The organism is Sporosarcina limicola (assembly GCF_014873855.1).
Lineage (GTDB): Bacteria > Bacillota > Bacilli > Bacillales_A > Planococcaceae > Sporosarcina > Sporosarcina limicola.
Window position 1 is genome coordinate 91,689 of sequence record NZ_JADBEL010000006.1, and the last position, 23,457, is coordinate 115,145.

Below are 23,457 nucleotides of genomic sequence, written 5' to 3' on the forward strand. Positions count from 1 at the left end.
AAGACATTGGAAAACCGTGTCTTAAAAACACTAGAGTTCGATAAAATCCGAGATATTGTCGCGACACATTGCACATCGTATGCCGGACGTTCATATATGGAAAAATTAGTACCTGTTACGGATTACAATGAAGTTGTCCGCCTTCTTGAGGAAACGGACGAAGGCTTATCCATCCTGCGGGTTCGAGGAAATGTGCCAATGGGTGGAATTAGCGATATTAGACCCCATGCGAAACGAGCACAAATGGGTGGCATGTTGAGTGCCTATGAACTGATGGAAACGGCAAACACAATTCGCGCGAGCCGAATACTACGTCAATTCATCGAAGCGATTGTAGCGGATGAAGAGATTACCATCCCGCATTTCATCGCAAAAAAAGAAGCCATCCCTATCTTGACTGGATTGGAACATGAAATAAATGGAGCCATCGATGACAATGGACATGTAGTGGATAGCGCATCAAGTTCACTGCGCACAATTCGCCAAGGTCTGCGCATGCAAGAAGGCCGTGTGCGTGACAAGTTAGAAAGTTATACACGTGGCAAAAACGCCTCTAAAATGTTGTCAGACTCGATTGTCACAATTCGCAATGATCGCTTTGTTATTCCCGTGAAAGCGGAGTACAAATCGCATTACGGAGGCGTTATCCATGATATGTCCTCATCTGGCCAGACGCTGTTCATTGAACCAGATGCGGTTGTTCAAGCAAACAATGAAATTCGTAATCTGAAAATGAAGGAACAGGAAGAGATTGAGAAAATTCTTCTTGAATTATCGGCAAAAGTGCAGGAAGTTGCGCATGATCTATTCACGCTAGTAACTATACTGTCTGAAATCGATATTATTCTAGCGAAATCGAAATTTGGTATTGCACATAAATGTACCAAGCCCGCCGTCAATAATGAAGGCTATATCCGTCTAGCAAAAGCCAGACACCCACTTTTGCCGATTGAGGAAGCAGTGGCGAATACAATTGAATTTGGAAAAGAAATCACGACAATCGTCATTACAGGTCCGAACACTGGTGGAAAGACAGTTACACTGAAAACGGTTGGTCTATGCACACTGATGGCGCAAGCCGGACTCCCAATCCCAGCACTTGACGGTTCAGAAATTGCCGTATTCGACGCTGTCTACGCAGATATTGGTGACGAACAATCGATTGAGCAAAGTCTAAGTACGTTTTCATCTCATATGGTAAATATCGTTGACATCATCAAGAAATATGATGATCGATCACTTATTATTTTCGATGAACTTGGTTCCGGTACAGATCCTCAAGAAGGGGCTGCGCTTGCAATCTCGATTCTCGATGAAGTACACGGGCATGGCGCGAGAGTAATGGCGACGACGCATTATCCGGAGTTAAAAGCATATGGCTTTAATCGTCCTGGTGTAGCTAATGCAAGTGTGGAATTCGATATCGACACATTAAGTCCAACCTATCGTCTGTTAATTGGCGTTCCTGGACGCAGTAACGCGTTTGAAATTTCGAAACGTCTTGGGTTACAGGAACGTGTTATTGAGCGTGCAAAAACGTTCACGGGTACCGATCGTGGCGAAGTCGATTCTATGATTGCATCACTCGAAACAAGTCGTGTTCAATCGGAGAAAGACGCTGAAGAAACACATGGGATTTTGCTTGAGACAGAACGATTGAAACGTCAATTAGAAGAAAAATTAGCTGAGTTCGATGAAAAGAAAGAACAGATGGTAGCAAAAGCGAGAGAAAAAGCGAAAAAAATTGTGGACGAAGCAAGACGTGAATCCGAAGCGGTTATCTCTGAGTTACGCGCATTGCGTTTGAATGCAGGTTCAAACGTGAAAGAGCATGAATTGATTGAAGCCCGCAAAAGGCTTGAGGCGGCATCTCCGGCTGAAGCGAAGAAGAATGCAGTCAAAGCGAAGGCTGCACCAAGACCTCTCCAAGCGGGTGACGAAGTAAAAGTACTTAGTTACGGGCAAAAAGGGACGCTCATCGAAAAAGTGTCTCCTACGGAATGGATTGTCCAAATCGGTATTCTGAAAATGAAACTGGACCAAAGCGGCTTGGAGTATAGTAAACCAGAAAAAGAGAAACAAACTGTAGTCTCGGCTTCAGTAAAAGGAAGGAACGCATATGTCAAACTCGAACTCGATCTTCGAGGGGAACGGTATGAAGATGCAATCATCCGTACTGAAAAGTATTTGGATGATGCAATCCTTTCAAATTACCATCAAGTATCAATCATTCACGGAAAAGGGACAGGTGCATTAAGGCAGGGTGTTCAACAGTATTTGAAAACCCATTCCAAAGTGAAAAATTATCGATACGGCGAAGCCGGTGAAGGTGGACATGGTGTCACTGTTGTTGAGTTAAAATAATAGGAAACGATTTTTTAATAAAAATTCAAATTAGTTTCGGTTTTTTTGAAACCTTTTTCATTTTCATTCGTAAAGGTAGGAATGAACGAACGTGAAAGGGGCATTAACGATGACGAAATCAGGATTTTGGGGCCACCCCTTAGTGGAAACAGCGGGCTATTTCAGTGTCGTTGTCCTTTGTTTGATTGTTTCGATGGTATTATTTGAAATCGTCACGAAATATAAAAACTGGGAAGAAATCCGTAAAGGGAATTTAGCAGTCGCTTTCGCAACAGGCGGAAAGATTTTTGGGGTGGCAAATATTTTTCGCTACTCAATTGAACAGCATAACTCATTACCTCAAATGATTGGATGGGGACTGTACGGATTTGTTTTACTCGTCTTTGCTTATTTATTATTTGAATTTCTAACACCGAAGTTTAATATAGATAAGGAAATTGAGGCGGATAACCGTTCTGTAGGATTTATATCCCTAATGATATCGGTTGGCCTATCATTCGTCATAGGAGCAAGTATTTCATAGGAGTAGTTAAAAATGGAGAAACTATCAAAAATTTTACTCGTCATTTGTATTCTATTTGTTTTAGTAGGAGTTTACTGGTTATTATCAAACACGCCTTGACCATTTCGTGCCGGTCAAGGCATCTTTTTTATATCTAGCTAATATTCTAATTGTAAGCGTGTTCATTTACCGCTATAATTGGAAATAGGAATATTCTAAGAATTAAATAAGGGGAAGAAAGGGGTTTTTCTATGACAACGAAGCCTTGGCTGGATTTATATCCTGCCGAAATTTCAAACACGCTTGATTATGAACGGATCCCAATCCAAGAATTACTTACGAGGTCTAGTACGAAGTATCCCGAAAAAACCGCCATACATTTTCTAGGGAAAGATATTACGTTCAGGGAATTCCATGAATCGTCACTGAAATTTGCAAACTATTTGAAGTCAATCGGCATTGAAAAAGGGGATCGCGTGGCAATTATGTTACCGAATTGTCCGCAGAGTGCAATCGCATACTACGGAATTCTTTACACCGGTGCTATCGTGGTACAGACCAATCCACTTTATACAGAGCGTGAACTTTCATATCAATTAGTTGATTCAGGTGCAAAAGCAATCATCTCACTCGATCTTTTATTCCCAAGAATCTCAAGAATCATTAAAGATACGAAATTGGAAAATGTCATTATAACAGGGATAAAAGATTACTTACCATTCCCGAAAAATCTCATCTATCCTTTTATCCAGAAGAAAGAGCACGGCATTAAGGTGAAGGTCGAACATCGGGGCATGAATCATTTATTCACTGAGATTATGAAGACAACAAAACCAGATCCAGTACACTATGAATTTCTTTATAATGAAGACATTGCATTGCTGCAATATACAGGGGGAACGACTGGCCCTCCTAAAGGCGTAATGCTGTCACACGAAAACCTTATTTCGAATAGCAAAATGTGTAGTGAATGGCTCTATAAGTGTGAAGAGGGCGAAGAGGTAGTGATGGGTATTTTGCCGTTTTTCCATGTTTACGGAATGACGACAGTCCTTATACTTTCTGTTATGCTAAGTAATAAGATGGTGCTAATACCGAAATTTGATTTTGAGACGGCTTTGAAAACGATTAATAAACAAAAGCCTACGCTATTCCCTGGTGCACCGACGATTTACATTGGCTTATTGAATCACCCTGATCTTGCGAAGTACGATCTATCTTCTATCAAAGCATGTATTAGTGGGTCCGCTGCATTGCCGCTAGAAGTGCAAGAGAAATTCGAAAAAGTTACTGGTGGAAAACTTGTCGAGGGATATGGATTAACCGAGACATCTCCTGTAACACATGCGAATTTCCTATGGGCGGAAGAACGAGCAAAAGGCTCCATGGGTGTTCCGTGGCCGGATACAGACTCTTGCATACTTGGCCCGGAATCATCAGAACCGCTCGCTAACGGAGAAATCGGTGAAATTGCAGTAAAGGGACCTCAAGTAATGAAAGGCTACTGGAACCGACCTGAAGACACGGAACGTACTTTCCGTGATGGATGGTTCATGACCGGAGATCTTGGTTATATGGATGATAAAGGTTATTTCTATGTAGTAGATCGAAAAAAGGATATGATTATAGCAAGTGGTTTTAATATTTACCCACGCGAGATTGAAGAAATCCTCTACGAACATGAAGCGATTTTAGAGTGTGTAGTTGCAGGTATACCAGACCCCTATAGAGGGGAAACTGTTAAAGCCTATATCGTCTTAAAAGAAGGCACTACTGTATCCGAAGAAGAACTAAATAAATATTGCCGCCAGAGTTTGGCAGCGTTCAAAGTTCCGAGACTATACGAATTCCGCACAGAATTACCGAAAACAGCAGTTGGCAAAATCTTACGCCGGTCACTCGTAGACGAAGAAAAAAAGAAAGTTCAGAGGGAATCACTCACTTCCTGATGTAATGCTTGACTTTAGAACATATAAATATTATTATGAAAATATGAATGATCATTCATTCATATTTTCTTTTTAGTTGGTGGTGATAGAAAAAGTGAAACGGGATAAGCCGAAATATAAGCAAATTGTAGATGCAGCTGTAATTGTCATTGCTGAAAATGGATACCACCAAGCCCAAGTCTCGAAAATCGCAAAAGAGGCCGGTGTAGCAGATGGGACGATCTATCTTTATTTTAAAAACAAAGAAGATATCCTTATTTCGGTATTTAGAGAAAAAATGGCGATTTTTGTAGAGAACGTTGAAGTTATATTGAAAAAGAATGTTAACACATCCGAAAAATTATTTGAAATGATCGATAATCACTTCCGTGTACTTCACGAAGACCGCCATCTTGCAATTGTTACTCAGCTAGAGCTACGGCAATCGAATAAAGAGTTACGGATGCGCATTAACGATGTTCTTAAAGAATATTTAGTGCTTCTTGATGCGATTTTGAAAGAAGGAATTAAAAATGGCGAACTTGACGAACAGCTAGATATTCGTCTCGCTAGGCAAATGGTATTTGGAACAATTGATGAAACGATTACTTCATGGGTGATGAATGACCAGAAATATGATTTAATGAAGTTGTCACCAGAAGTACATAGGCTCATCATGAATGGGATGAAAGCTTAAGATTTCATGAACAACCACTAGAAAGGGATGGGATGAAATGGAGTTTTTGAACGTAGCCATTGAAGACGGTGTTGCAATCGCGACAATCAACAGACCCCCTGCAAATGCGCTTTCACGCGCATTGATACTGGAAGTAGATGCTTTACTTGACCAAGTGGAGAACGACGAAACGGTACGTGTTATTGTACTGCACGGGGAAGGGAAATTTTTCTCTGCTGGAGCGGATATTAAAGAATTTTTATCTGTGACCTCCGGTGATGAGTTTTCAAAACTCTCTGCAAGTGGGCAAGAAGTGTTCGAGCGACTTGAAACGTTTCACAAACCAGTGATTGCTGCGATTCACGGAGCGGCACTTGGCGGCGGATTGGAGCTTGCGATGGGCTGTCATATGCGTATTGTGTCGGAAAAAGCGAAGTTGGGATTACCGGAATTGCAATTGGGCCTCATCCCTGGGTTCGCGGGCACACAACGACTTCCACGTTATGTTGGAATGGCTAAAGCTACTGAGATGCTTTTGACGAGTGATCCAATCACGGGAGAGGAAGCAGTCCGTTTGGGGCTTGCCAATCAAGCTTTTTCGGATGAAGAATTACTTCCAAAAACAATGGAAATCGCGAAAAAAATCGCAAAGAAAAGTCCTGTTGCGGTGAAGGCTGCACTTGATATGTTACAGTATTCAAAGCATTCTTCTTATTATGAAGGTGTGAAAGCGGAATCGAATTCATTCGGTGAAGTTTTCGTTTCTGAAGATGCTAAAGAAGGAATTCAAGCATTCCTTGAAAAACGCCAACCTGTTTTTAAAGGACAATAATCAAAAAGTTGAGGAGGTCTGCAAGATGAATATTTATGTTTTAGTAAAACGTACATTTGATACAGAAGAGAAGATTACGGTTTCGAACGGTAAAATTGCTGATGACGGTGCGGAGTTCATCATCAACCCTTATGACGAATATGCGATTGAAGAAGCAATCCAAGTCCGCGACGCACATGAAGGTGAAGTTACAGTTATTACAATTGGTGGCGACGAAGCCCAAAAACAACTGCGTACTGCACTTGCAATGGGTGCCGATAAAGCGGTCCTTATCAACACTGAAGACGATCTTGATGAGATGGACGAATATACTTCTGCAAAGATCATCGCGGAATATTTAAAAGACAAAGAAGTAGATTTGATTCTAGCTGGAAATGTGGCAATCGATGGCGGGTCAGGCCAAGTCGGTCCGCGCGTTGCTGAGTTACTCGGCATTAATTATGTAACGACAATTACGAATCTTGAAATCGATGGAACTTCCGTCAAAATCATTCGTGATGTTGAAGGAGATTCGGAAACAATCGAAACATCGTTGCCGCTACTTGTAACGGCGCAACAAGGTCTCAATGAGCCACGTTATCCTTCACTTCCAGGAATCATGAAAGCGAAGAAAAAGCCGCTTGAGGAGCTGGAACTTGATGATCTCGACCTAGACGAGGATGAAGTGGAAGCGAAAACAGAAACAATCGAAATCTATCTTCCACAAGCAAAAGCAGCTGGACGTATTCTTGAAGGTGACGTTGCGGATCAGGTGAAAGAACTTGTGAATTTACTTAATACAGAAGCGAAAGTAATTTAATTCAATTAGAATTCTTAACTTCATTCAGCTGAAGCCTCCCACTTTAATAATTGGCAAGGTGAATGCAAAAACCGTAGACAATTCAATGGGGTTCAAACATCGGCTGAATAAAGTTAAAGCCTCCGGCGGATGTCACAGATTTTGAATTGAGCAAGCTCAATTCAAAATCTGGACGCAACAAATACGCCGAGGCGCATTTGATTTGAAATAGGAGGAACATTTCATGACTAAAAAAGTAGTAGTACTTGGGGAAGCAAGAGAAGGTGCATTACGTAACGTTTCGTTTGAAGCGATTGCGGCAGCGAAAAAGATTTCTGGTGGCGGAGAAGTAGTAGGGGTATTGCTCGGCGACGCTGTCCAGTCATTAGCGGATGAAATGATTCATTACGGGGCTGACCGTGTTATCACTGTTGAACATCCACATTTAAAACAATATACATCAGATGGTTTCAGCCAGGCGTTCATGGCCGTTTACGAACAGGAAAATCCAGAAGCCGTTGTTTTCGGGCATACAGCTCTTGGGAAAGATCTTTCTCCTAAAATTGCTAGTAAACTTGCATCTGGACTTATTTCAGACGTGACGGCTATTGAAGGAGAAGGAGATGATGCAGTATTCATCCGCCCGATTTATTCTGGAAAGGCATTTGAGAAAGTGAAAAACAAAAATGGACTTCTTTTCATCACAATTCGTCCTAATAATATTGCACCACTTAATCATGATACAAGCCGCTCAGGTGATAAATCATCGGTATCGGTTGACATTACCAACCTTCGTACAATCATTGCAGAAGTTGTCCGTAAATCGACAGAAGGTGTTGACTTATCGGAAGCGAAAGTTGTCGTTGCAGGTGGTCGTGGTGTGAAGAGTGAGGAAGGATTTGCGCCGTTACAAGAATTGGCGACCCTTTTAGGTGGAGCAATTGGTGCCTCCCGTGGTGCGTGTGATGCAAATTACTGCGATTACTCACTACAAATCGGACAAACGGGTAAAGTTGTAACTCCAGACTTATACATTGCAGCAGGTATATCCGGTGCTATCCAGCATATGGCGGGCATGTCCAACTCGAAAGTAATCGTTGCGATTAACAAAGATCCTGAAGCAACGATTTTTAAAGTGGCAGATTACGGCATCGTTGGTGACTTATTCGAAGTTATTCCAATGATGATTGAAGAAATAAAAAAATTAAAACGAACTGATTAAGTGGATAAGGCTGAGTTGGAAGTCGGTGTTTGCTGACTTCTAGCCCAGCCTTTATTCTCGGGCATATAGTTAGCCCGAGGTATGGGTGCATGCTATAATATCGGTAGAGTTATTCATCAAAGGAGGAAATTTTCATATGGCTATTATTACTGGAACAGATCAAACTTTTGGAGACAACATTAAAGAAGGACTAGTCCTTGTAGACTTTTGGGCACCTTGGTGCGGACCTTGCAAAATGATTGCTCCGGTTCTTGAAGAACTCAGCGGAGAAATCGAAGGCAAAGCAACGATTGTCAAAGTAGATGTTGACAATAATCAGGAAACGGCAGGGAAATTCGGCATTATGTCAATTCCTACTCTCGTTCTATTTAAAGACGGAGAGCCTGTAGATAAAGTTGTTGGTTTCCAACCAAAAGAAGCACTTGCAAAATTAATCGAAAAACACGCATAAGGAAAAGAAATCCTAACCGGGACCTTTACAGGCGTCCGGTTTTTTTAGTAGGTGAGAAAAATGAATGAACTGATTGAACAGAAGCTGACCATATTGCCTGACTTACCAGGTTGTTATTTGATGAAAGACAGGCAAGGGACAATTATTTATGTCGGTAAGGCTAAAGTGTTGAAAAATCGGGTTCGTAGTTACTTCACAGGAAGCCATGACGGAAAAACGCAGCGTCTAGTTGGTGAAATTGTGAATTTTGAATATATTGTAACGACTTCAGACCTTGAGGCACTAATTCTTGAATTGAATCTGATAAAACAATATGATCCAAAATATAATGTCATGTTAAAAGATGATAAAACCTATCCCTATTTGAAAATCACTGCAGAACGTCATCCAAAATTAATCATCACGAGACAGGTGAAGAAAGACAAAGGAAAGTATTTCGGTCCCTATCCGCACGCGTATGCCGCTAGCGAAACAAAGAAATTGCTCGACAGGCTTTACCCATATAGAAAGTGTCAAAAGATCCCGGATCGCGTCTGTTTGTATTACCATTTAGGTCAGTGTCTAGCTCCTTGTGTTAATAATGTGGCTGAAGATACCTATAAGGCAATGGTTGATGACATCACTCGTTTTCTAAATGGTGGATATAAGAGCGTGAAAAAAGAGTTAACAGAAAAAATGACCTCTGCAGCGGAAAGTCTTGAATTTGAGCGCGCGAAAGAGTATAGGGATCAGATTGCGAATATTGAAGCAGTCATGGAAAAGCAAGCTATAACAATGAACGATTTCACAGATCGTGATATTTTCGGTTATTCAGTGGATCGAGGTTGGATGTGTGTTCAAGTATTTTTTGTTCGGCAAGGAAAATTGATTGAGCGAGATGTATCGCTTTTTCCTGTATATCAAGAACCAGAAGAAGAACTGTTGACATTCATTGGTCAGTTTTACGATAAATCCGAGCATTTGAAACCAAGAGAAATCTATCTTCAGCAGGGGATCGATAGTGAAATTGTTCATCAGCTTCTAGGTATCCATGTTTTTATTCCTCAACGTGGGAAAAAGAACACTCTCGTTAACCTTGCGATAAAAAATGCGGAAATGTCACTTAAGGAGAAATTCCATCTTATTGAGCGTCAGGAACTGCGAACAATCGGGGCGTGCGAAGAACTTGGCGATGCGATGAATATTGCTATCCCGCTACGAATTGAAGCCTTTGATAATTCGCACACATACGGAGCGGATCCTGTTTCTGCTATGGTATCCTTTATCGATGGAAAACCGAATCGCAAAGATTATCGGAAATACAAGACGAAGACTGCTGCGGCGCATGACGATTATGCCGCCATGCGTGAAGTTGTGAAACGACGTTATCTACGCGTATTGAACGACAATTTGCCGTTACCTGATCTCATCGTTATCGATGGGGGCAAAGGGCATATGGAAGCGGCAAGGGAAATCATCGAAGACGAATTAGGCCTATCTATTCCCATTGCAGGACTTGCGAAAGACGACAAACACCAGACAGCGCAACTCCTTTATGGACATCCAGTCGATTTGATTCCACTTAAAAGGACGAGTGAAGCCTTTTATTTGCTACAGCGAATTCAAGACGAAGTTCACCGTTTTGCAATTACATTCCACCGTCAGCAACGGGGTACGAATGCATTGATTTCTGCATTGGATGGATTGCCAGGTGTTGGACCAAAAAGGAAGAAGCAATTGCTTAAACAGTTCGGTTCGGTCAAAAAGATTGGGGAAGCCTCCGTTCAAACTTTACAAGAAGCAGGACTACCTAAGGCTGTGGCGGAATCGGTTGAAATGTATTTTAAAGAAGAAAGACTGCGGAAAGAGAAATGAAAAAGAGGTGCATCCATCAAGGACGCATCTCTTTTTTATAGTTCGATTTTGGTCTTCGGATCCCATTTTACATGAAAATGGATACTACCATCCTTCGAATTTACTTCTCCGAAGCATTCAGTTAGGAGTCCATTCAACTTCTGATACTGCTCAGCGAGAAAGCCGGCTTCAAGTTGACATGACCTATTTTGGACATTTGTCCCATCATAACTCTTCATCGTGTAAAACGCTTCCTCTTTTTTTCTTTGTTCAAGGGACAGGTCACCCCATCTAGCTTCAGAGAAAAAATCAGGTAGCTCTTCAACCTTGAAAACAGGGAATTTCCGAGCTACATCTTTTCCAGCCCAGTAAAGGATATCATCCTCGTGTTTACCAAGTATACTTGGTAAAACATGATCCCTCAAAATTTCGTAGCCAAATCGAGTCTGTGAATCATACGTATTATTTGTCAATTGAACATGCAACCCTTTCGGAAAATTATGTAAGTCACTAAGCGTTTCTGGAAAGGTGAATCAAATGCTGACATCGTCTTGACCTCTCTAAAACAGAGGAGTACAATAGATATGTTATAATAGTGTACCACGAAGAGGTAGGCCGTCAATATTCACTTTGTATTTAAATGATGAAAAATGCGGACTACTACCTCAGTATTAAAGGAGGGTAAAAGACTTGTCAAGAGAATCAGATTTTTATTTGCGCCGTCTTCATTCTTTGCTCGGTATCATTCCGGTTGGGCTTTTTGTTGCTCAACATTTGGTCATCAACCACTTTGCAACACGCGGTGCAGAAGCATTCAACAACGCATCTAGTTTTATGGGGAACTTACCATTCGTTCTTTTTCTTGAATGGTTCGTGATATACATCCCGCTTATGTTCCATGCGTTCTATGGTGTCTACATAGCCTTTACAGCGAAGAATAACGTACAGCGTTACGGCACTTTCCGTAACTGGATGTTCTTATTGCAACGGGTGACAGGTGTATTCCTTGTTGTCTTCATTGCTTGGCACATCTACGAAACAAGAATCCAGAAGGCATTGGGTGCTGAAGTAAACTTCGATATGATGGCTGAAATCTTATCGAATCCATTTATGCTCGCATTCTACATGGCAGGTGTTATCGCGGCAACGTTCCATTTGGCGAACGGGGTTTGGTCATTCCTAGTAAGTTGGGGAATTACACAGTCTCCGCGTTCGCAAGCTATCGTTACGTATATATCGATGGCAATTTTCCTAGTTCTTTCTGTAATTGGTGTACAAGCGCTACTTGCTTTTGTTTTGTAAATTAATTTATCCCGCATTAACGGGTAGTAAGACCCCCACTTCGAGTCTTCTAGATAATAAGAAGAATAAGTGGGGGATCAACTCCCCCTAAAAGCCCGAATGGCTTAACTAACAATCAGTGGAGGATAAGAAACTCCCCGCTGATTGAAGTTTCGCTTTATCAAAACACAAGATCACCTATAATTTGAGGAGTGAAACAATAATGGCAAAAAGCAGATTGATTGTCGTCGGCGGCGGACTAGCCGGTCTGATGGCAACTATCAAAGCGGCTGAAGACGGTACGCCGGTTGACTTGTTCTCAATTGTACCGGTTAAACGTTCCCACTCTGTATGTGCCCAAGGCGGTATCAACGGTGCAGTTAATACGAAAGGGGAGGGCGACTCGCCTTCAATCCACTTCGATGACTCTGTATACGGCGGTGACTTCCTTGCGAACCAGCCACCAGTCAAAGCAATGACGGATGCAGCACCAGGAATCATCAGTTTATTGGACCGGATGGGCGTTATGTTCAATCGGACGCCAGAAGGACTTCTGGATTTCCGACGTTTCGGAGGCACGATGCATCACCGTACTGCTTTCGCAGGTGCGACAACAGGACAGCAACTACTATACGCACTAGATGAGCAAGTTCGGAAATTTGAAGTAGACGGACTCGTTCAGAAATATGAACACTGGGAATTCCTTGGCGTTGTTCTTGATGAAGAAGGTGTTTGTCGCGGTATTAAAGCGCAAGACATGAAGACAATGGAAATCAAAGCATTTAGAGGCGACTCAGTTATTATGGCAACAGGCGGACCTGGAATCATCTTCGGGAAAACGACAAACTCTGTCATCAATACAGGTTCGGCAGCTTCTATCGTCTATCAACAAGGAGCCGACTACGCAAATGGGGAGTTCATCCAAATTCATCCGACGGCAATCCCTGGTGACGACAAGCTTCGTCTCATGAGTGAATCCGCTCGTGGTGAGGGTGGACGTGTCTGGACTTATAAAGACGGAAAGCCTTGGTACTTCCTTGAAGAAAAGTATCCGGATTACGGTAATCTAGTGCCCCGTGATATTGCAACCCGTGAAATTTTCGACGTTTGTGTTAACCAAAAACTCGGTGTAAACGGTGAAAATATGGTCTACCTGGACCTTTCGCATAAAGATCCAAAAGAGCTTGATATCAAGCTGGGTGGAATCATTGAAATCTATGAGAAATTCACAGGCGACGATCCACGTAAATTACCAATGAAAATCTTCCCAGCTGTCCACTATTCAATGGGTGGACTATGGGTCGATTATAATCAGCAAACAAGTATCCCAGGACTATTCGCGGCCGGTGAATGTGATTATTCACAACACGGAGCGAACCGTCTTGGTGCAAATTCACTCCTTTCAGCAATCTACGGCGGTATGGTCGCAGGACCGAATGCTATTCAATACATGAAAGGTTTAAAACGTTCTGTGGAAGATCTTCCTTCAACAATCTTCGACGCTGCTGTGAAAGAAGAGCAGCAGAAGTGGGATGATACACTCAAAATGAATGGTACGGAAAATGCGTATGTTCTTCATAAAGAACTTGGTGAATGGATGACAGATAACGTAACAGTAGTTCGTTATAATGATAAATTACAAGCGACAGACGATAAAATCGTGGAGCTTCTTGAACGTTATGAAAACATCAATATTACTGATACGCAGCTATGGTCTAACCAAGGCGCAACATTTACGCGTCAGCTGAAAAACATGCTATACTTAGCTCGAGTTATCACTCTTGGTGCACTTAATCGTAATGAAAGTCGTGGAGCCCATTACAAACCGGACTTCCCGAACCGAGATGATGAGAACTTCTTGAAAACGACGATGGCGAAATTTGATGGACAGTCTGCACCAATCTTCCGTTATGAAGAAGTAGACGTTTCCTTAATCCCGCCACGTACACGCGATTACTCCGCGAAGAAAGGAGATTGACGTAAATGAGCAACAATAATACAGCCGTACAGGATCGCCAACAGCAGACTGCACAGAAAACTGTCCTTTTTGATGTTCGTCGTCAGGATACTGCTGATTCGCAGCCTTATTGGGAAAGTTTTGAAATAGAATATAGACCAAATATGAACGTCATTTCTGCTCTAATGGAAATTCGTCGTAATCCGGTCAATAAAGAAGGTAAGAAAACCACACCTGTTAACTGGGACATGAGCTGTTTGGAAGAGGTTTGTGGAGCGTGTTCGATGGTTATCAACGGACGTCCGCGTCAATCTTGTACAGCGCTTGTAGATCAGTTCGTACAACCAATCAAACTGGAACCGATGAAGACATTCCCGGTTGTCCGTGACTTGATTGTTGACAGAGAATTTATGTTTGATTCATTGAAAAAAATCAAGGCATGGGTTCCAATTGATGGGACATATGATCTTGGAGAAGGACCCCGTATGCCTGAGCGTAAGCGCCAATGGGCATATGAACTTTCAAAATGTATGACGTGCGGCGTATGTCTTGAAGCATGCCCGAACGTTAACGACAATACGAACTTCATGGGGCCTGCGCTTCTATCACAAGTCCGTCTGTTCAATACGCATCCGACGGGTGCAATGAACAAAGACGAACGACTAGCGACACTGATGACAGACGGTGGAATTGGAGAATGCGGGAACTCACAAAACTGTGTTGTTGCTTGTCCAAAAGGAATTCCACTTACAACATCGATTGCTGCGATGAACCGCGCAACGAATGTCCAAATGTTTAAAAACTTCTTCGGAAGCGACCATATGGTAGACTGATTTTAGTCTAAACCCCTGCGAGGCAAATTTGCCTCGCAGGGGTTTTTATCGTCGTCTCGTGCGAAGCGACTGATCTTTCATCCAATAGATCACTCCCACTAGCAAGGCGACCGAATTTGTCGGCGAAGCGACTAAAGGGAGATAGACTTTATTTGGATAAAAGTATTTTCGATTCATTATAAAGGGGATATCTGTTAGACTAATAAAATGAACGATCATTCATTTTATTTATAGGAGGAATTATACGATGAGGGCAACTTACATAAAAGATTTGTCAAAATGGACATCGGAATTTACATTCTCAGTACCGGTATCCGTTCGATTTTCGGAAACAGATATGTTTGGTCACTTGAACAATACGGTGACGTTTGCGTATTTTGAGTATGCAAGGATTGAATATTTAAAACATATCAACCTCATGAACAGCTGGCTTGATTCTGCCGGTGATACGATTCCCGTAGTTGCAGACTTACAATGCGATTATTTGAAGCAAGTTTTTTTCGATGAAGCACTGGCTATTTTTGTGAAAGTAAACACAATTGGGAAAAGTTCTGTTGATATTCATTACATGGCGAAGAACGAAAAAGGAGACATTGTTTTCACTGGACGCGGATCAATTGTGCAGATTGGAAGGCAAACTGGAAAAAGTGTTTCATGGACGGAGGAAGAGAAGGCGCAATTTGTCAACGAAAAGATCAAGTAGCCGGCACAGCCTGCATCACCTTCACATATTTTAAAGTGAAAGTGGATAGGAGGGGCGCGTCTTGACAGAAGAATCTAAACATCGTTCCTTGCTCACAGCAAGAGAGCGGGAAATCTTTAATCTACTCGTTAGCGATAATACGACAAAAGATATTGCGGGGCGGCTCGGAATTAGTGAGAAGACTGTTCGGAATCATATCTCGAACACAATTCAAAAACTCGGGGTATCCGGTAGGGCGCAAGCGATTGTTGAATTATTACGGCTCGGGGAGTTACAATTGTATTAATAGGGATGTCCGTTGAGAACGTGAAAAACGAGGCGGTTGAGTTGTATTATGACTTGCGATAAAGATTTTAAGATATGTATCTAGTGAACGTTTGACAACTATTTTTCAGGACTTTTTAGACATCAACATAAAAGGTATTGCCTTACACGCTAAAAAGGGTGACAATAGGTAGACAGTAATCGTTTTCAGGGAGCTGGTTTACTTGACGGAGCATAGTTCATCAAATCATCAATATACTGAAGAAGTAGCGCATATGGAAAAGGAATTGAGGTATATTTCAGGTATCATCAAACAACAAGGTCGTAGAATTCTTAGTAATTATACGATCACGCCGCCGCAGTTTGTTGCATTGCAGTGGTTGTTTGAACACGGCGATATGACAATTGGGGATCTTTCTAACAAGATGTATCTCGCTTTTAGCACAACGACGGACTTGGTTGATCGAATGGAAAACAATAACCTTGTGAAGCGGGTTCGCGACGAACAAGATCGACGTGTCGTGCGAATTCATCTTTTAAGTGAAGGCGAACGTATTATCGAAGAAGTAATTGATAAGCGTCGTGTTTACTTAAACACGGTTTTAGCAGATTTCGATGAACAACAAGTGGAGAATTTTTCTAACCTGTTAACTAAACTACATCATGAGATGAAAAAGGATTGAGGATACCAGTGAAAGCACCAATCGGAATTATCGATTCGGGTGTTGGCGGTCTGACTGTCGTAAAAGAGATGCTCGAGAGACTACCCAATGAACGAATTATCTATATAGGCGATGCTGCACGTTGTCCTTATGGGCCGCAACCGGCAGATGAGGTTCGGAAGTTTACAATTGAGATGGCAACAACACTTTCCGGAATGGGGATAAAAATGCTCGTCATTGCCTGTAATACAGCTACTGCTGTTGCGCTTAATGACATCCAGGAACAATTTCCATTTCCGGTAATAGGAGTGATTGACCCTGGAGCACGTGCGGCGGTCAAAGCTTCAGTGGTAGGAGAAATTGTAGTTCTCGGAACAACTGGAACAATTAACAGTGGTGCGTACGACGATGCTATTCATGTTCTATCGCCGAATGCAAAGGTTCATCCACTTGCGTGTCCAGAATTCGTACCAATTGTTGAAAGCGGTCAGTATAAGTCAGAAAATGCGCGTGTCGTTGTTTCGAATGCACTTCTCGCACTTGCCGAAAAAGATTTTGATACAGCAATATTAGGTTGTACGCATTATCCTCTTTTACAAGACCAAATCAAAAATTTCTTGCCGAATAACGTGGAGATCATTTCATCGGCCGTAGAGACGGTGAGTGATGTCGAACGGGCACTACTTTCGAATGGTATTGAGCATACAGTAGATAGTAAACAGGAAACGATCTTCTATACGACGGGGGATACAGAAAAGTTCCACCAAATCGTCACAGACTGGCTATCGATTAAAACCCCCGATGTAAGGCATATCACTTTATAAAATCACCCGGAATGTCCTAAAAGGATATTTCGGGTTTTTGCGTATATGAAATGGGTTATGATAAGATGAATGCGCAATCTGAATGATGGAGGGTACTTAATATGAGACATGATGGAAGAACGGCCGATATGATTAGGCCAGTCACAATAGAAACAGATTATTTGATTCATCCGGAAGGGTCAGTCCTTATTTCGGTCGGGAATACGAAAGTGATTTGTACTGCAACAATAGAAGAAAGAGTGCCACATTTTTTACGTGGAAGCGGTAAAGGATGGGTGACGGCTGAATACTCTATGCTGCCACGTGCAACGGGTCAAAGGACGCAACGTGAGGCTTCAAAAGGTAAAATTGGTGGCCGAACGATGGAAATACAACGATTGATTGGACGGGCATTGCGTGCAGTTATTAATTTGGAGGCACTTGGTGAACGTACGATTTGGATTGATTGTGATGTGATTCAAGCCGATGGGGGAACTCGTACTGCTTCGATAACGGGTGCATTTGTAGCAATGGCCATGGCGGCAGCAAAATTGCACGTCGAAAAGGGATTAGCACAATTTCCTATTTCAGATTTCCTGGCGGCGACAAGCGTAGGGAAGACGAGTGAGGGAGAGCTTATTCTCGACCTTGATTATGTAGAGGATTCAGCGGCTGCAGTCGACATGAACGTCGTCATGACAGGTGGAGGCGCATTCGTTGAGTTGCAAGGTACAGGCGAGGAGTCTACGTTTACGCGTGATGAAATGAATGGACTTGTCTCGCTAGCAGAAGAGGGTCTCAAACAGTTATTTACGATTCAAAAAGAAGCACTTGGCTCAGTCGCACAACTTATCAATCCGGTAGGAGGTGTTGAATGATGAAAGAAGTGTTGATTGCAACAAATAATTTAGGCAAAGCAAAAGACTTCGAAACATTGTTCAAACCATTCGGTGTAAAAGTTCTTACATTGAATGATATAGATGGAGCTATCGACGTCGAAGAGGCTGGCGTAACGTTTGAGGAGAATGCAATCTTGAAAGCTGAAACGGTCGCACGCCTCCTTGGAAAAGTCGTTATAGCAGATGACAGCGGACTTGAAATCGATGCACTGGGTGGTGCGCCAGGCGTGTACTCAGCGCGCTATGCAGGCGAAGGGAAGAATGATGATGACAATATCGACAAAGTGTTGCAAGGGCTTGCTACGACGCCGTACGAGGCTCGTGCAGCGCGCTTCCGTTGCGTACTAGCGGTGGCTGGTCCTGGTATTCAAACAGAAACGTTTTCAGGTAGCTGTGAAGGGCTGATTCATCATGAACGAAAAGGGACAAATGGTTTTGGTTACGATCCAATTTTTTATGTCCCGGAAATTAATCGGACGATGGCAGAGTTGTCGCCTGAAGAAAAAAGTGCAATCTCACATCGTGGAGCCGCTCTTTCTGAATTAAAATCAAAGCTTCCGCAATTTTTGAACAGCGTGGGTGAGAACAGTTGAAGCTGGTCGTCATGAGTGATTCGCACGGTGATATGGAAACGGTGAGAGCCGTTTCCGCGCTGTCTGCGGATGCGATTTTTCATTGTGGAGATAGTGAACTGTCATTCAATGACCCTCTTCTGCATAAGATGTATTGTGTACGTGGGAATTGTGATTGGGACTCGGATTATCCATCGTCTGTTGTCATTGAAGTGAAAGGCAAGATTGTTTTGGTTGTACATGGGCATGAACACGATGTGAAGCATTCATTGTTGCCACTCTATTATGCAGCACTAGAACATGGAGCAGATATCGTCCTATTCGGCCACTCCCATCTATACGGTGCGGAAATGAAAGAGGGAATTCTATTCGTTAATCCCGGGAGCACAATGCAACCTCGAGGTGGAAAACAAGCGACATATGCAGTGATTGAATGGGATGAGATGGTGCGTGTAACGTTCAAAAACAGGATGCATGACACGGTCGATTTTGTGGAAATGAATAACTTTGAAAAATAGTGTTGACTTTTGGTCCAGTTCTATTTATACTAAAGTTTGTCGTTAGCGATTGATTGCGAAACACGAAACACTTGTCTCAGTAGCTCAGCTGGATAGAGCAACGGCCTTCTAAGCCGTCGGTCGGGGGTTCGAATCCCTCCTGGGACGTTTATAGTGCTAAAACAGTTAAATGTGAATCAGATTAGGAACGTTTGAAACCCTGTTGCAACAAGGTTTCAAACGTTTTTTTATTTTTGTTGGAATCCGTTTGAATTTGATAGAGAATGAAACTTCGGTATACAAAAAGTGATGCCTTTTTGAAGGTCGTTGATGAGAAGATGATGTTTGAATTTCTAAATAAAAAGTAATTTGGTATACTATTGAAAGAAGAAGGAGTGGTTGCAGGTGAAAATAACATATCTCTCTGTTATGGAACAAGAACGGAAAAATCAGTTTAAAAATGGATTGTATGACTACGTGACCGTTACGATGGCTTATGATACAAGTAAGATCGAAGGTAGCACATTGACGTTGTCTGATACTCAATCATTGTATGAACGCAATCTTGTACCAACGGGCGGTCACAGTGTAGATGATATTATCGAAAGTAAAAATCACTTTGAATTAGTTAGTTTCATGTTAGATACGATGGAGGAACCCTTTACCGAACGTTTGATTAAAGAATTTCATCAGATGTTGAAAAAAGGGACAACGGACGAAAAAAGGTATGGTGTCGGACGTTATAAGGGCATACCTAACATTGCGGGCAACCAAAAGGTGGCTCAACCCTATGAAGTTCCTGAATTGATGGAAGGCTTGTTAGAAAAATATAACCTTTTACCATCTGTCGATTTAGAAGATATTCTAAGTTTCCATCATCAGTTTGAACTCATTCATCCTTTCCAAGACGGAAATGGACGTGTAGGGCGAATCATTATGTTGCGAGAATCTTTGCGGAACGATGTAACACCTTTCATTATTTCTTCTGAACGGCGCGAGGAATACATTAATGGACTAAAGAAGTTTAGTGATGATTCGTCAATTTTAATGAAAGAAGCTACCTTGCAGCAAGAGGTTTTTCGTGATATTGCAGAACCTTTTATACAACACTATAAAAAAGAAGCTACTTTCAAACGTGACAATTCCCACGACAGATGAATATAAAACATCAGATTTTACTAGTCTTTCTGAAGAACAGATACAAAAGCACCTTACTACGCATCAATTATCTGTTGAAGAGTTAATCACTAATTATATTGGGGAGCCAAGGATTTATAGATGATTTAATCAGTTTTTTTATGATTTCTCAATAATATCTGGGTAGTTTATTAAGCTATGGTATGATTCACACCCAAAAAGCTAAAAACTCTCCAAAGGTCCATGGGGTGCATAAGTAATTCCATTGAACACCGCTTCGGCGCTTCGTGGATGCCTCCCGTGATAAGCCTGCCAGAAAACCGCTGACAGTCTTATCACTCCGGCTACCACTTAAAAGGCGCCTTCGCTGATTGTACATAAAAAATCTTGTCTACAACCTTTAGAGAACGGGAAAGTGGTAAAATAGATGGTACAGCTACTAATTGGAGGTATTCCTATGTTCAAACCCGGAAGAAAAGAGCAGCAATTTTCAATAGATGATCGATTCCTTAACTTTCCAAAGTATATTTTGGAAGCACTTCAAAACAGTTTTGCAGAAGGCTTCTACACTGATATCTTTTTGAAAGTCAATGAAGATCGTTTTTCCGTGCTTTATAGCGAGACATTTAGTCGTCCGAATAAACCTGTAAACATCCTAGTCAGCCTGCTTATTCTCAAAGAATTGCACACTTTAAGCGATGAAAAATTAATTTCTTCCTTCTATTTTGATTATCGTTATCAGTATGCCTTAGGCATTGAGAATTTCGAAAAGGAAAGAATCTGCATAAACACGCTAACGAACTTTCGTCAACGTTTAGTTGAATATGAAGTGACGACGGGTATCGACCTACTCAAAGCCGAAGTAGATTCATTGTCTGCACAATTAGCCGATCTTATCGAATTAGACAAGAGTATGGCACGCATGGACTTATTTCTTTTAAGCAGTTCCTGCAAGAAGTTATCTCGTTTGGAACTTGTTTACCGTGTTGTTCAACAGATGATACAAGCTGCACATAAAGTGGACCCGGCATTGGTTCCTGAACATCTTCAGGAGTACTTGAAGAGTGAACATAAAAACAAGACAATCTATCACGCTAAGAGTAGCGAAGCCGGGGACAAGTTAGCCACACAATTTGAAAACGCAGCGGAAATATATCAACACTTAGTTAACAAGGATGAGTGCCGAGAGATGAAGGAATTCAAGGTGCTTACTCGTCTCTTAAATGAACAGTGTATCGAAACAGATGAAGGTGTTCTCATTCCGTTGGAAGGAAAAGAGTTATCCCCTGGTAATTTACAAAATCCATCGGATCCAGACGCTACCTACCGGTACAAGAATGGAAAAGGTGATATTGGCTATGTGGTCAATCTGGTGGAAGTCCGTGACAAAAAGAAAAATGTAGGACTTATTTTGAGTCATGATGTACAAAATAACCTTTACAGTGACGCTGAGTTCGGGGAAAACTTTTTGGATGATGCCCCTCTCGCTGACGAAATCGATGTTTTATCCGCAGACGGTGCCTATTACCGCCAAGAGTCATTAGAAAAGGCAAAGAGTAAAGATATTGAAATGAGCGTTTCAACGATGACGGGACGAAAGCCTTCAAAGAATAAGTTGCCCACGAATCAATTTGAAATCGACGAACATCAACATATTACAGAATGTCCTGCCGACAATAAACCAGTCCTGTCGAAGTATGACGCAGAGAAAAAAGTATACACAGCTAAATTCTCAAAAGAAAATTGTGCCACGTGTCCATTACTGGATCAGTGTCCCATTCAACAGCAAAAAAAGTTTAACACGGTGCGGTTTACAGAAAACAAATTACAAACAGATATCGTACGAAGTGAAATGAATAGCGAAAGGCATTATCTTCTATCAAACTTCAGAGCTGGAGTTGAAGGAATTGTGTCAGCACTCCGGAGGGGATTCAAAATTGACGTTATTCCCATCCGTGGATTAGTGCGCTCAAAAATCTGGATTCACTCCAAAATACTAGCTTTTAACTTCAAAGCAGTCACAAAATACAGAGCTAGGACAGCCTAACAGGCTTGTTTAAGACTGTACCCTCCAGTCAATCCCATTAATTGTAAAAGCGCCTCCGCTAAATTCCTGTTCAATTTTAAAACACGGGTTTTTTGGGGGACAATCATGATATGCTTTTGCCAAATCCATGACGACGGCTACAGGTTGAAGATTCATCCAGTGTGGGTGTTCTTGATAATAAGCCCGTAAATCCTCCAGTTTCCGACCGGGGATGACATCAAGAAACGTATCACCCCGCAAGTCATGAAGGCCCGTATTATACGTGTGCCCTTTGCGGATTGCGAAGTCGTCAATACCCAAAACAAGCTGATTACTTTCTAAAGTCTGTTCTGTACAGACCGCTTGAACCTGCTTACATTCGCCTTCCATCCATTGTTTAAAAACCCGTTCCACGGTAGTCGCAGGGGTTTGTGTCTGTTTTGCCGCATGCTTAACTGTCGCACCGACCACGTGACCTGGGAGCGATGCAACGAATTGTTTGGTGTATCGTTTTCCTGGTTCCACACATGCCTAGTCAAAAATAAAAGTAGCCCCGCATGGCTTACACAACAGTCGGATTGCAGGGAGACAAAGGAATACACACCGACCGAAGGCTGGAAGATGACGTACTGTTCGTTGATAAGCAATACCCTTATGGATAACGTCCTCTCCTAGGCAGTGAGGACACTTTTGGAAACGATCAGCAGGATCTGCATGAACAAAAAAGTCTTCTAGGATACGTTCGACATTGGAAATAACTAGCTCTGTTAAATCAAGAAGAAGAGTGGTAAAATGGGAGTTCATCTGTATACCTCTTTCGTTGTTGGGTCGTACTTTCAACTATAGAGGATACAGGTGTTTTTTGTATAATTTTTTATGTCAAGTACAGACTTTGGTGTTGAGCCTCATTGATTTCACTATATTTTATTCCGGCAAGTGCTTTTTCGACAATGAGATTCATTGTCTTGATTTGTTTTGATGTAAATTCTTCTTGATTGACCTGTTTCATTTTTTTAATCATCCTTTTTTATTGTTTTGTCTTATAACCCTTAAACAGCTAATGGGTGAGATTCAGACCACCATTTTTTCATTTCTATTTCTTTTTTTACTCATTTTCTTTATCAACCTTTGCTGTTTAGTTGCTTACAACCCATTAACAACGAAAGAAACAAATTCAGACACACTTATTTTAATTAATGTAATTTAGAACAAGATAAGTTAGGGATGATATCGAACC

The 23,457-nt window shown here is 41.8% G+C and carries 25 protein-coding genes and 1 tRNA gene; 22 read left to right on the top strand and 4 right to left on the bottom strand.

The annotated features are described in order from the left end of the window. Positions 1-6 precede the first annotated feature (6 nt). From H4683_RS07605 to uvrC, 9 genes are all read left to right on the top strand, one after another. On the top strand, positions 7-2,364 hold the full coding sequence (locus H4683_RS07605; RefSeq protein ID WP_192598254.1) for an endonuclease MutS2: 2,358 nt from the start codon (positions 7-9) through the stop codon (positions 2,362-2,364). Positions 2,365-2,473: 109 nt separating this feature from the next. Further along, positions 2,474-2,887, top strand: a complete 414-nt coding sequence (locus H4683_RS07610; RefSeq protein WP_192598255.1) for a DUF350 domain-containing protein — start codon at positions 2,474-2,476, stop codon at positions 2,885-2,887. Positions 2,888-3,117: 230 nt separating this feature from the next. Continuing rightward, positions 3,118-4,815, top strand: a complete 1,698-nt coding sequence (locus H4683_RS07615) for an AMP-binding protein (protein ID WP_192598256.1) — start codon at positions 3,118-3,120, stop codon at positions 4,813-4,815. A gap of 94 nt (positions 4,816-4,909) precedes the next feature. Beyond that, a complete protein-coding gene (locus H4683_RS07620; protein WP_192598257.1) occupies positions 4,910-5,491 on the top strand; it encodes a TetR/AcrR family transcriptional regulator C-terminal domain-containing protein in 582 nt (193 codons plus the stop codon). A 37-nt stretch (positions 5,492-5,528) separates the two neighbouring features. Then, complete coding sequence (locus tag H4683_RS07625) at positions 5,529-6,302, top strand: enoyl-CoA hydratase (RefSeq protein ID WP_192598258.1); 774 nt, start codon at positions 5,529-5,531, stop codon at positions 6,300-6,302. Positions 6,303-6,327: 25 nt separating this feature from the next. Next, positions 6,328-7,101 (top strand): electron transfer flavoprotein subunit beta/FixA family protein, encoded by a 774-nt coding sequence (locus tag H4683_RS07630; RefSeq protein ID WP_192598259.1) that lies wholly within the window; start codon positions 6,328-6,330, stop codon positions 7,099-7,101. 223 nt (positions 7,102-7,324) lie between these two features. Continuing rightward, positions 7,325-8,302, top strand: a complete 978-nt coding sequence (locus H4683_RS07635) for an electron transfer flavoprotein subunit alpha/FixB family protein (RefSeq protein ID WP_192598260.1) — start codon at positions 7,325-7,327, stop codon at positions 8,300-8,302. Between the two features lie 136 nt (positions 8,303-8,438). Further along, positions 8,439-8,753, top strand: a complete 315-nt coding sequence (trxA, locus tag H4683_RS07640) for a thioredoxin (protein ID WP_192598261.1) — start codon at positions 8,439-8,441, stop codon at positions 8,751-8,753. Positions 8,754-8,813: 60 nt separating this feature from the next. Then, on the top strand, positions 8,814-10,607 hold the full coding sequence (uvrC, locus tag H4683_RS07645; RefSeq protein WP_192598262.1) for an excinuclease ABC subunit UvrC: 1,794 nt from the start codon (positions 8,814-8,816) through the stop codon (positions 10,605-10,607). A 35-nt stretch (positions 10,608-10,642) separates the two neighbouring features. Here the strand turns inward: uvrC and H4683_RS07650 are convergent, their stop codons facing one another. Continuing rightward, on the bottom strand, positions 10,643-11,059 hold the full coding sequence (locus H4683_RS07650) for a YslB family protein (protein WP_192598263.1): 417 nt from the start codon (positions 11,057-11,059) through the stop codon (positions 10,643-10,645). 217 nt (positions 11,060-11,276) lie between these two features. Here H4683_RS07650 and H4683_RS07655 point away from each other — a divergent pair, with 217 nt between their 5' ends. From H4683_RS07655 to H4683_RS07715, 13 genes are all read left to right on the top strand, one after another. Continuing rightward, positions 11,277-11,888, top strand: a complete 612-nt coding sequence (locus H4683_RS07655; RefSeq protein WP_192598264.1) for a succinate dehydrogenase cytochrome b558 subunit — start codon at positions 11,277-11,279, stop codon at positions 11,886-11,888. 202 nt (positions 11,889-12,090) lie between these two features. Next, a complete protein-coding gene (gene sdhA / locus H4683_RS07660; RefSeq protein WP_192598265.1) occupies positions 12,091-13,845 on the top strand; it encodes a succinate dehydrogenase flavoprotein subunit in 1,755 nt (584 codons plus the stop codon). A 5-nt stretch (positions 13,846-13,850) separates the two neighbouring features. Beyond that, positions 13,851-14,657, top strand: a complete 807-nt coding sequence (gene sdhB / locus H4683_RS07665; RefSeq protein ID WP_192598266.1) for a succinate dehydrogenase iron-sulfur subunit — start codon at positions 13,851-13,853, stop codon at positions 14,655-14,657. 247 nt (positions 14,658-14,904) lie between these two features. Continuing rightward, the gene (locus tag H4683_RS07670; RefSeq protein ID WP_192598267.1) at positions 14,905-15,360 is read left to right on the top strand and encodes an acyl-CoA thioesterase; all 456 of its coding nucleotides are present in this window, start codon (positions 14,905-14,907) and stop codon (positions 15,358-15,360) included. Positions 15,361-15,421: 61 nt separating this feature from the next. Continuing rightward, the gene (locus tag H4683_RS07675) at positions 15,422-15,646 is read left to right on the top strand and encodes a helix-turn-helix domain-containing protein (RefSeq protein WP_192598268.1); all 225 of its coding nucleotides are present in this window, start codon (positions 15,422-15,424) and stop codon (positions 15,644-15,646) included. A gap of 253 nt (positions 15,647-15,899) precedes the next feature. Next, entirely contained in the window at positions 15,900-16,307 is a 408-nt protein-coding gene (locus tag H4683_RS07680) for a MarR family winged helix-turn-helix transcriptional regulator (protein WP_192598304.1), read from the top strand. An 8-nt stretch (positions 16,308-16,315) separates the two neighbouring features. After that, positions 16,316-17,110: a glutamate racemase gene (gene racE / locus H4683_RS07685; RefSeq protein ID WP_192598305.1), complete on the top strand. Its 795-nt coding sequence runs from the start codon at positions 16,316-16,318 to the stop codon at positions 17,108-17,110. A 101-nt stretch (positions 17,111-17,211) separates the two neighbouring features. Then, complete coding sequence (gene rph, locus H4683_RS07690; protein ID WP_192598269.1) at positions 17,212-17,967, top strand: ribonuclease PH; 756 nt, start codon at positions 17,212-17,214, stop codon at positions 17,965-17,967. Beyond that, a complete protein-coding gene (locus H4683_RS07695; RefSeq protein WP_192598306.1) occupies positions 17,967-18,581 on the top strand; it encodes an XTP/dITP diphosphatase in 615 nt (204 codons plus the stop codon). The genes rph and H4683_RS07695 overlap by 1 nt, the downstream gene beginning before the upstream one ends. Then, positions 18,578-19,078, top strand: coding sequence for a metallophosphoesterase (locus H4683_RS07700; protein ID WP_192598270.1), 501 nt, complete (start codon positions 18,578-18,580; stop codon positions 19,076-19,078). The genes H4683_RS07695 and H4683_RS07700 overlap by 4 nt, the downstream gene beginning before the upstream one ends. A 73-nt stretch (positions 19,079-19,151) precedes the next feature. Continuing rightward, positions 19,152-19,225: transfer RNA gene (locus H4683_RS07705), tRNA-Arg, on the top strand. 237 nt (positions 19,226-19,462) lie between these two features. After that, positions 19,463-20,215, top strand: a complete 753-nt coding sequence (locus H4683_RS07710) for a Fic family protein (protein ID WP_192598271.1) — start codon at positions 19,463-19,465, stop codon at positions 20,213-20,215. 436 nt (positions 20,216-20,651) lie between these two features. Then, entirely contained in the window at positions 20,652-22,241 is a 1,590-nt protein-coding gene (locus H4683_RS07715; protein ID WP_192598272.1) for a transposase, read from the top strand. Between the two features lie 9 nt (positions 22,242-22,250). Here the strand turns inward: H4683_RS07715 and H4683_RS07720 are convergent, their stop codons facing one another. The 3 genes from H4683_RS07720 to H4683_RS21890 form a co-directional block, all read right to left on the bottom strand. After that, a complete protein-coding gene (locus H4683_RS07720; protein ID WP_192598273.1) occupies positions 22,251-22,745 on the bottom strand; it encodes a transposase in 495 nt (164 codons plus the stop codon). A 6-nt stretch (positions 22,746-22,751) separates the two neighbouring features. Further along, positions 22,752-23,024, bottom strand: a complete 273-nt coding sequence (locus tag H4683_RS07725) for a transposase family protein (protein WP_192598274.1) — start codon at positions 23,022-23,024, stop codon at positions 22,752-22,754. Positions 23,025-23,094: 70 nt separating this feature from the next. Next, the gene (locus H4683_RS21890) at positions 23,095-23,229 is read right to left on the bottom strand and encodes a hypothetical protein (protein ID WP_275403069.1); all 135 of its coding nucleotides are present in this window, start codon (positions 23,227-23,229) and stop codon (positions 23,095-23,097) included. Positions 23,230-23,457: the final 228 nt, after the last annotated feature.

What these genes read in the sequence shown, in the direction of transcription:
- H4683_RS07630 (WP_192598259.1), top strand. Translation starts at nt 6,328, where the DNA reads ATGAATATTTATGTTTTAGTAAAACGTACATTTGATACAGAAGAGAAG.
- H4683_RS07680 (WP_192598304.1), top strand. Translation starts at nt 15,900, where the DNA reads ATGGAAAAGGAATTGAGGTATATTTCAGGTATCATCAAACAACAAGGT.
- H4683_RS07610 (WP_192598255.1), top strand. Translation starts at nt 2,474, where the DNA reads ATGACGAAATCAGGATTTTGGGGCCACCCCTTAGTGGAAACAGCGGGC.
- H4683_RS07715 (WP_192598272.1), top strand. Translation starts at nt 20,652, where the DNA reads ATGTTCAAACCCGGAAGAAAAGAGCAGCAATTTTCAATAGATGATCGA.
- sdhA (WP_192598265.1), top strand. Translation starts at nt 12,091, where the DNA reads ATGGCAAAAAGCAGATTGATTGTCGTCGGCGGCGGACTAGCCGGTCTG.
- H4683_RS07615 (WP_192598256.1), top strand. Translation starts at nt 3,118, where the DNA reads ATGACAACGAAGCCTTGGCTGGATTTATATCCTGCCGAAATTTCAAAC.
- H4683_RS07635 (WP_192598260.1), top strand. Translation starts at nt 7,325, where the DNA reads ATGACTAAAAAAGTAGTAGTACTTGGGGAAGCAAGAGAAGGTGCATTA.
- uvrC (WP_192598262.1), top strand. Translation starts at nt 8,814, where the DNA reads ATGAATGAACTGATTGAACAGAAGCTGACCATATTGCCTGACTTACCA.
- sdhB (WP_192598266.1), top strand. Translation starts at nt 13,851, where the DNA reads ATGAGCAACAATAATACAGCCGTACAGGATCGCCAACAGCAGACTGCA.
- H4683_RS07625 (WP_192598258.1), top strand. Translation starts at nt 5,529, where the DNA reads ATGGAGTTTTTGAACGTAGCCATTGAAGACGGTGTTGCAATCGCGACA.
- H4683_RS07725 (WP_192598274.1), bottom strand. Translation starts at nt 23,024, where the DNA reads ATGAACTCCCATTTTACCACTCTTCTTCTTGATTTAACAGAGCTAGTT.
- H4683_RS07695 (WP_192598306.1), top strand. Translation starts at nt 17,967, where the DNA reads ATGAAAGAAGTGTTGATTGCAACAAATAATTTAGGCAAAGCAAAAGAC.
- H4683_RS21890 (WP_275403069.1), bottom strand. Translation starts at nt 23,229, where the DNA reads ATGAAACAGGTCAATCAAGAAGAATTTACATCAAAACAAATCAAGACA.
- trxA (WP_192598261.1), top strand. Translation starts at nt 8,439, where the DNA reads ATGGCTATTATTACTGGAACAGATCAAACTTTTGGAGACAACATTAAA.
- H4683_RS07670 (WP_192598267.1), top strand. Translation starts at nt 14,905, where the DNA reads ATGAGGGCAACTTACATAAAAGATTTGTCAAAATGGACATCGGAATTT.
- rph (WP_192598269.1), top strand. Translation starts at nt 17,212, where the DNA reads ATGAGACATGATGGAAGAACGGCCGATATGATTAGGCCAGTCACAATA.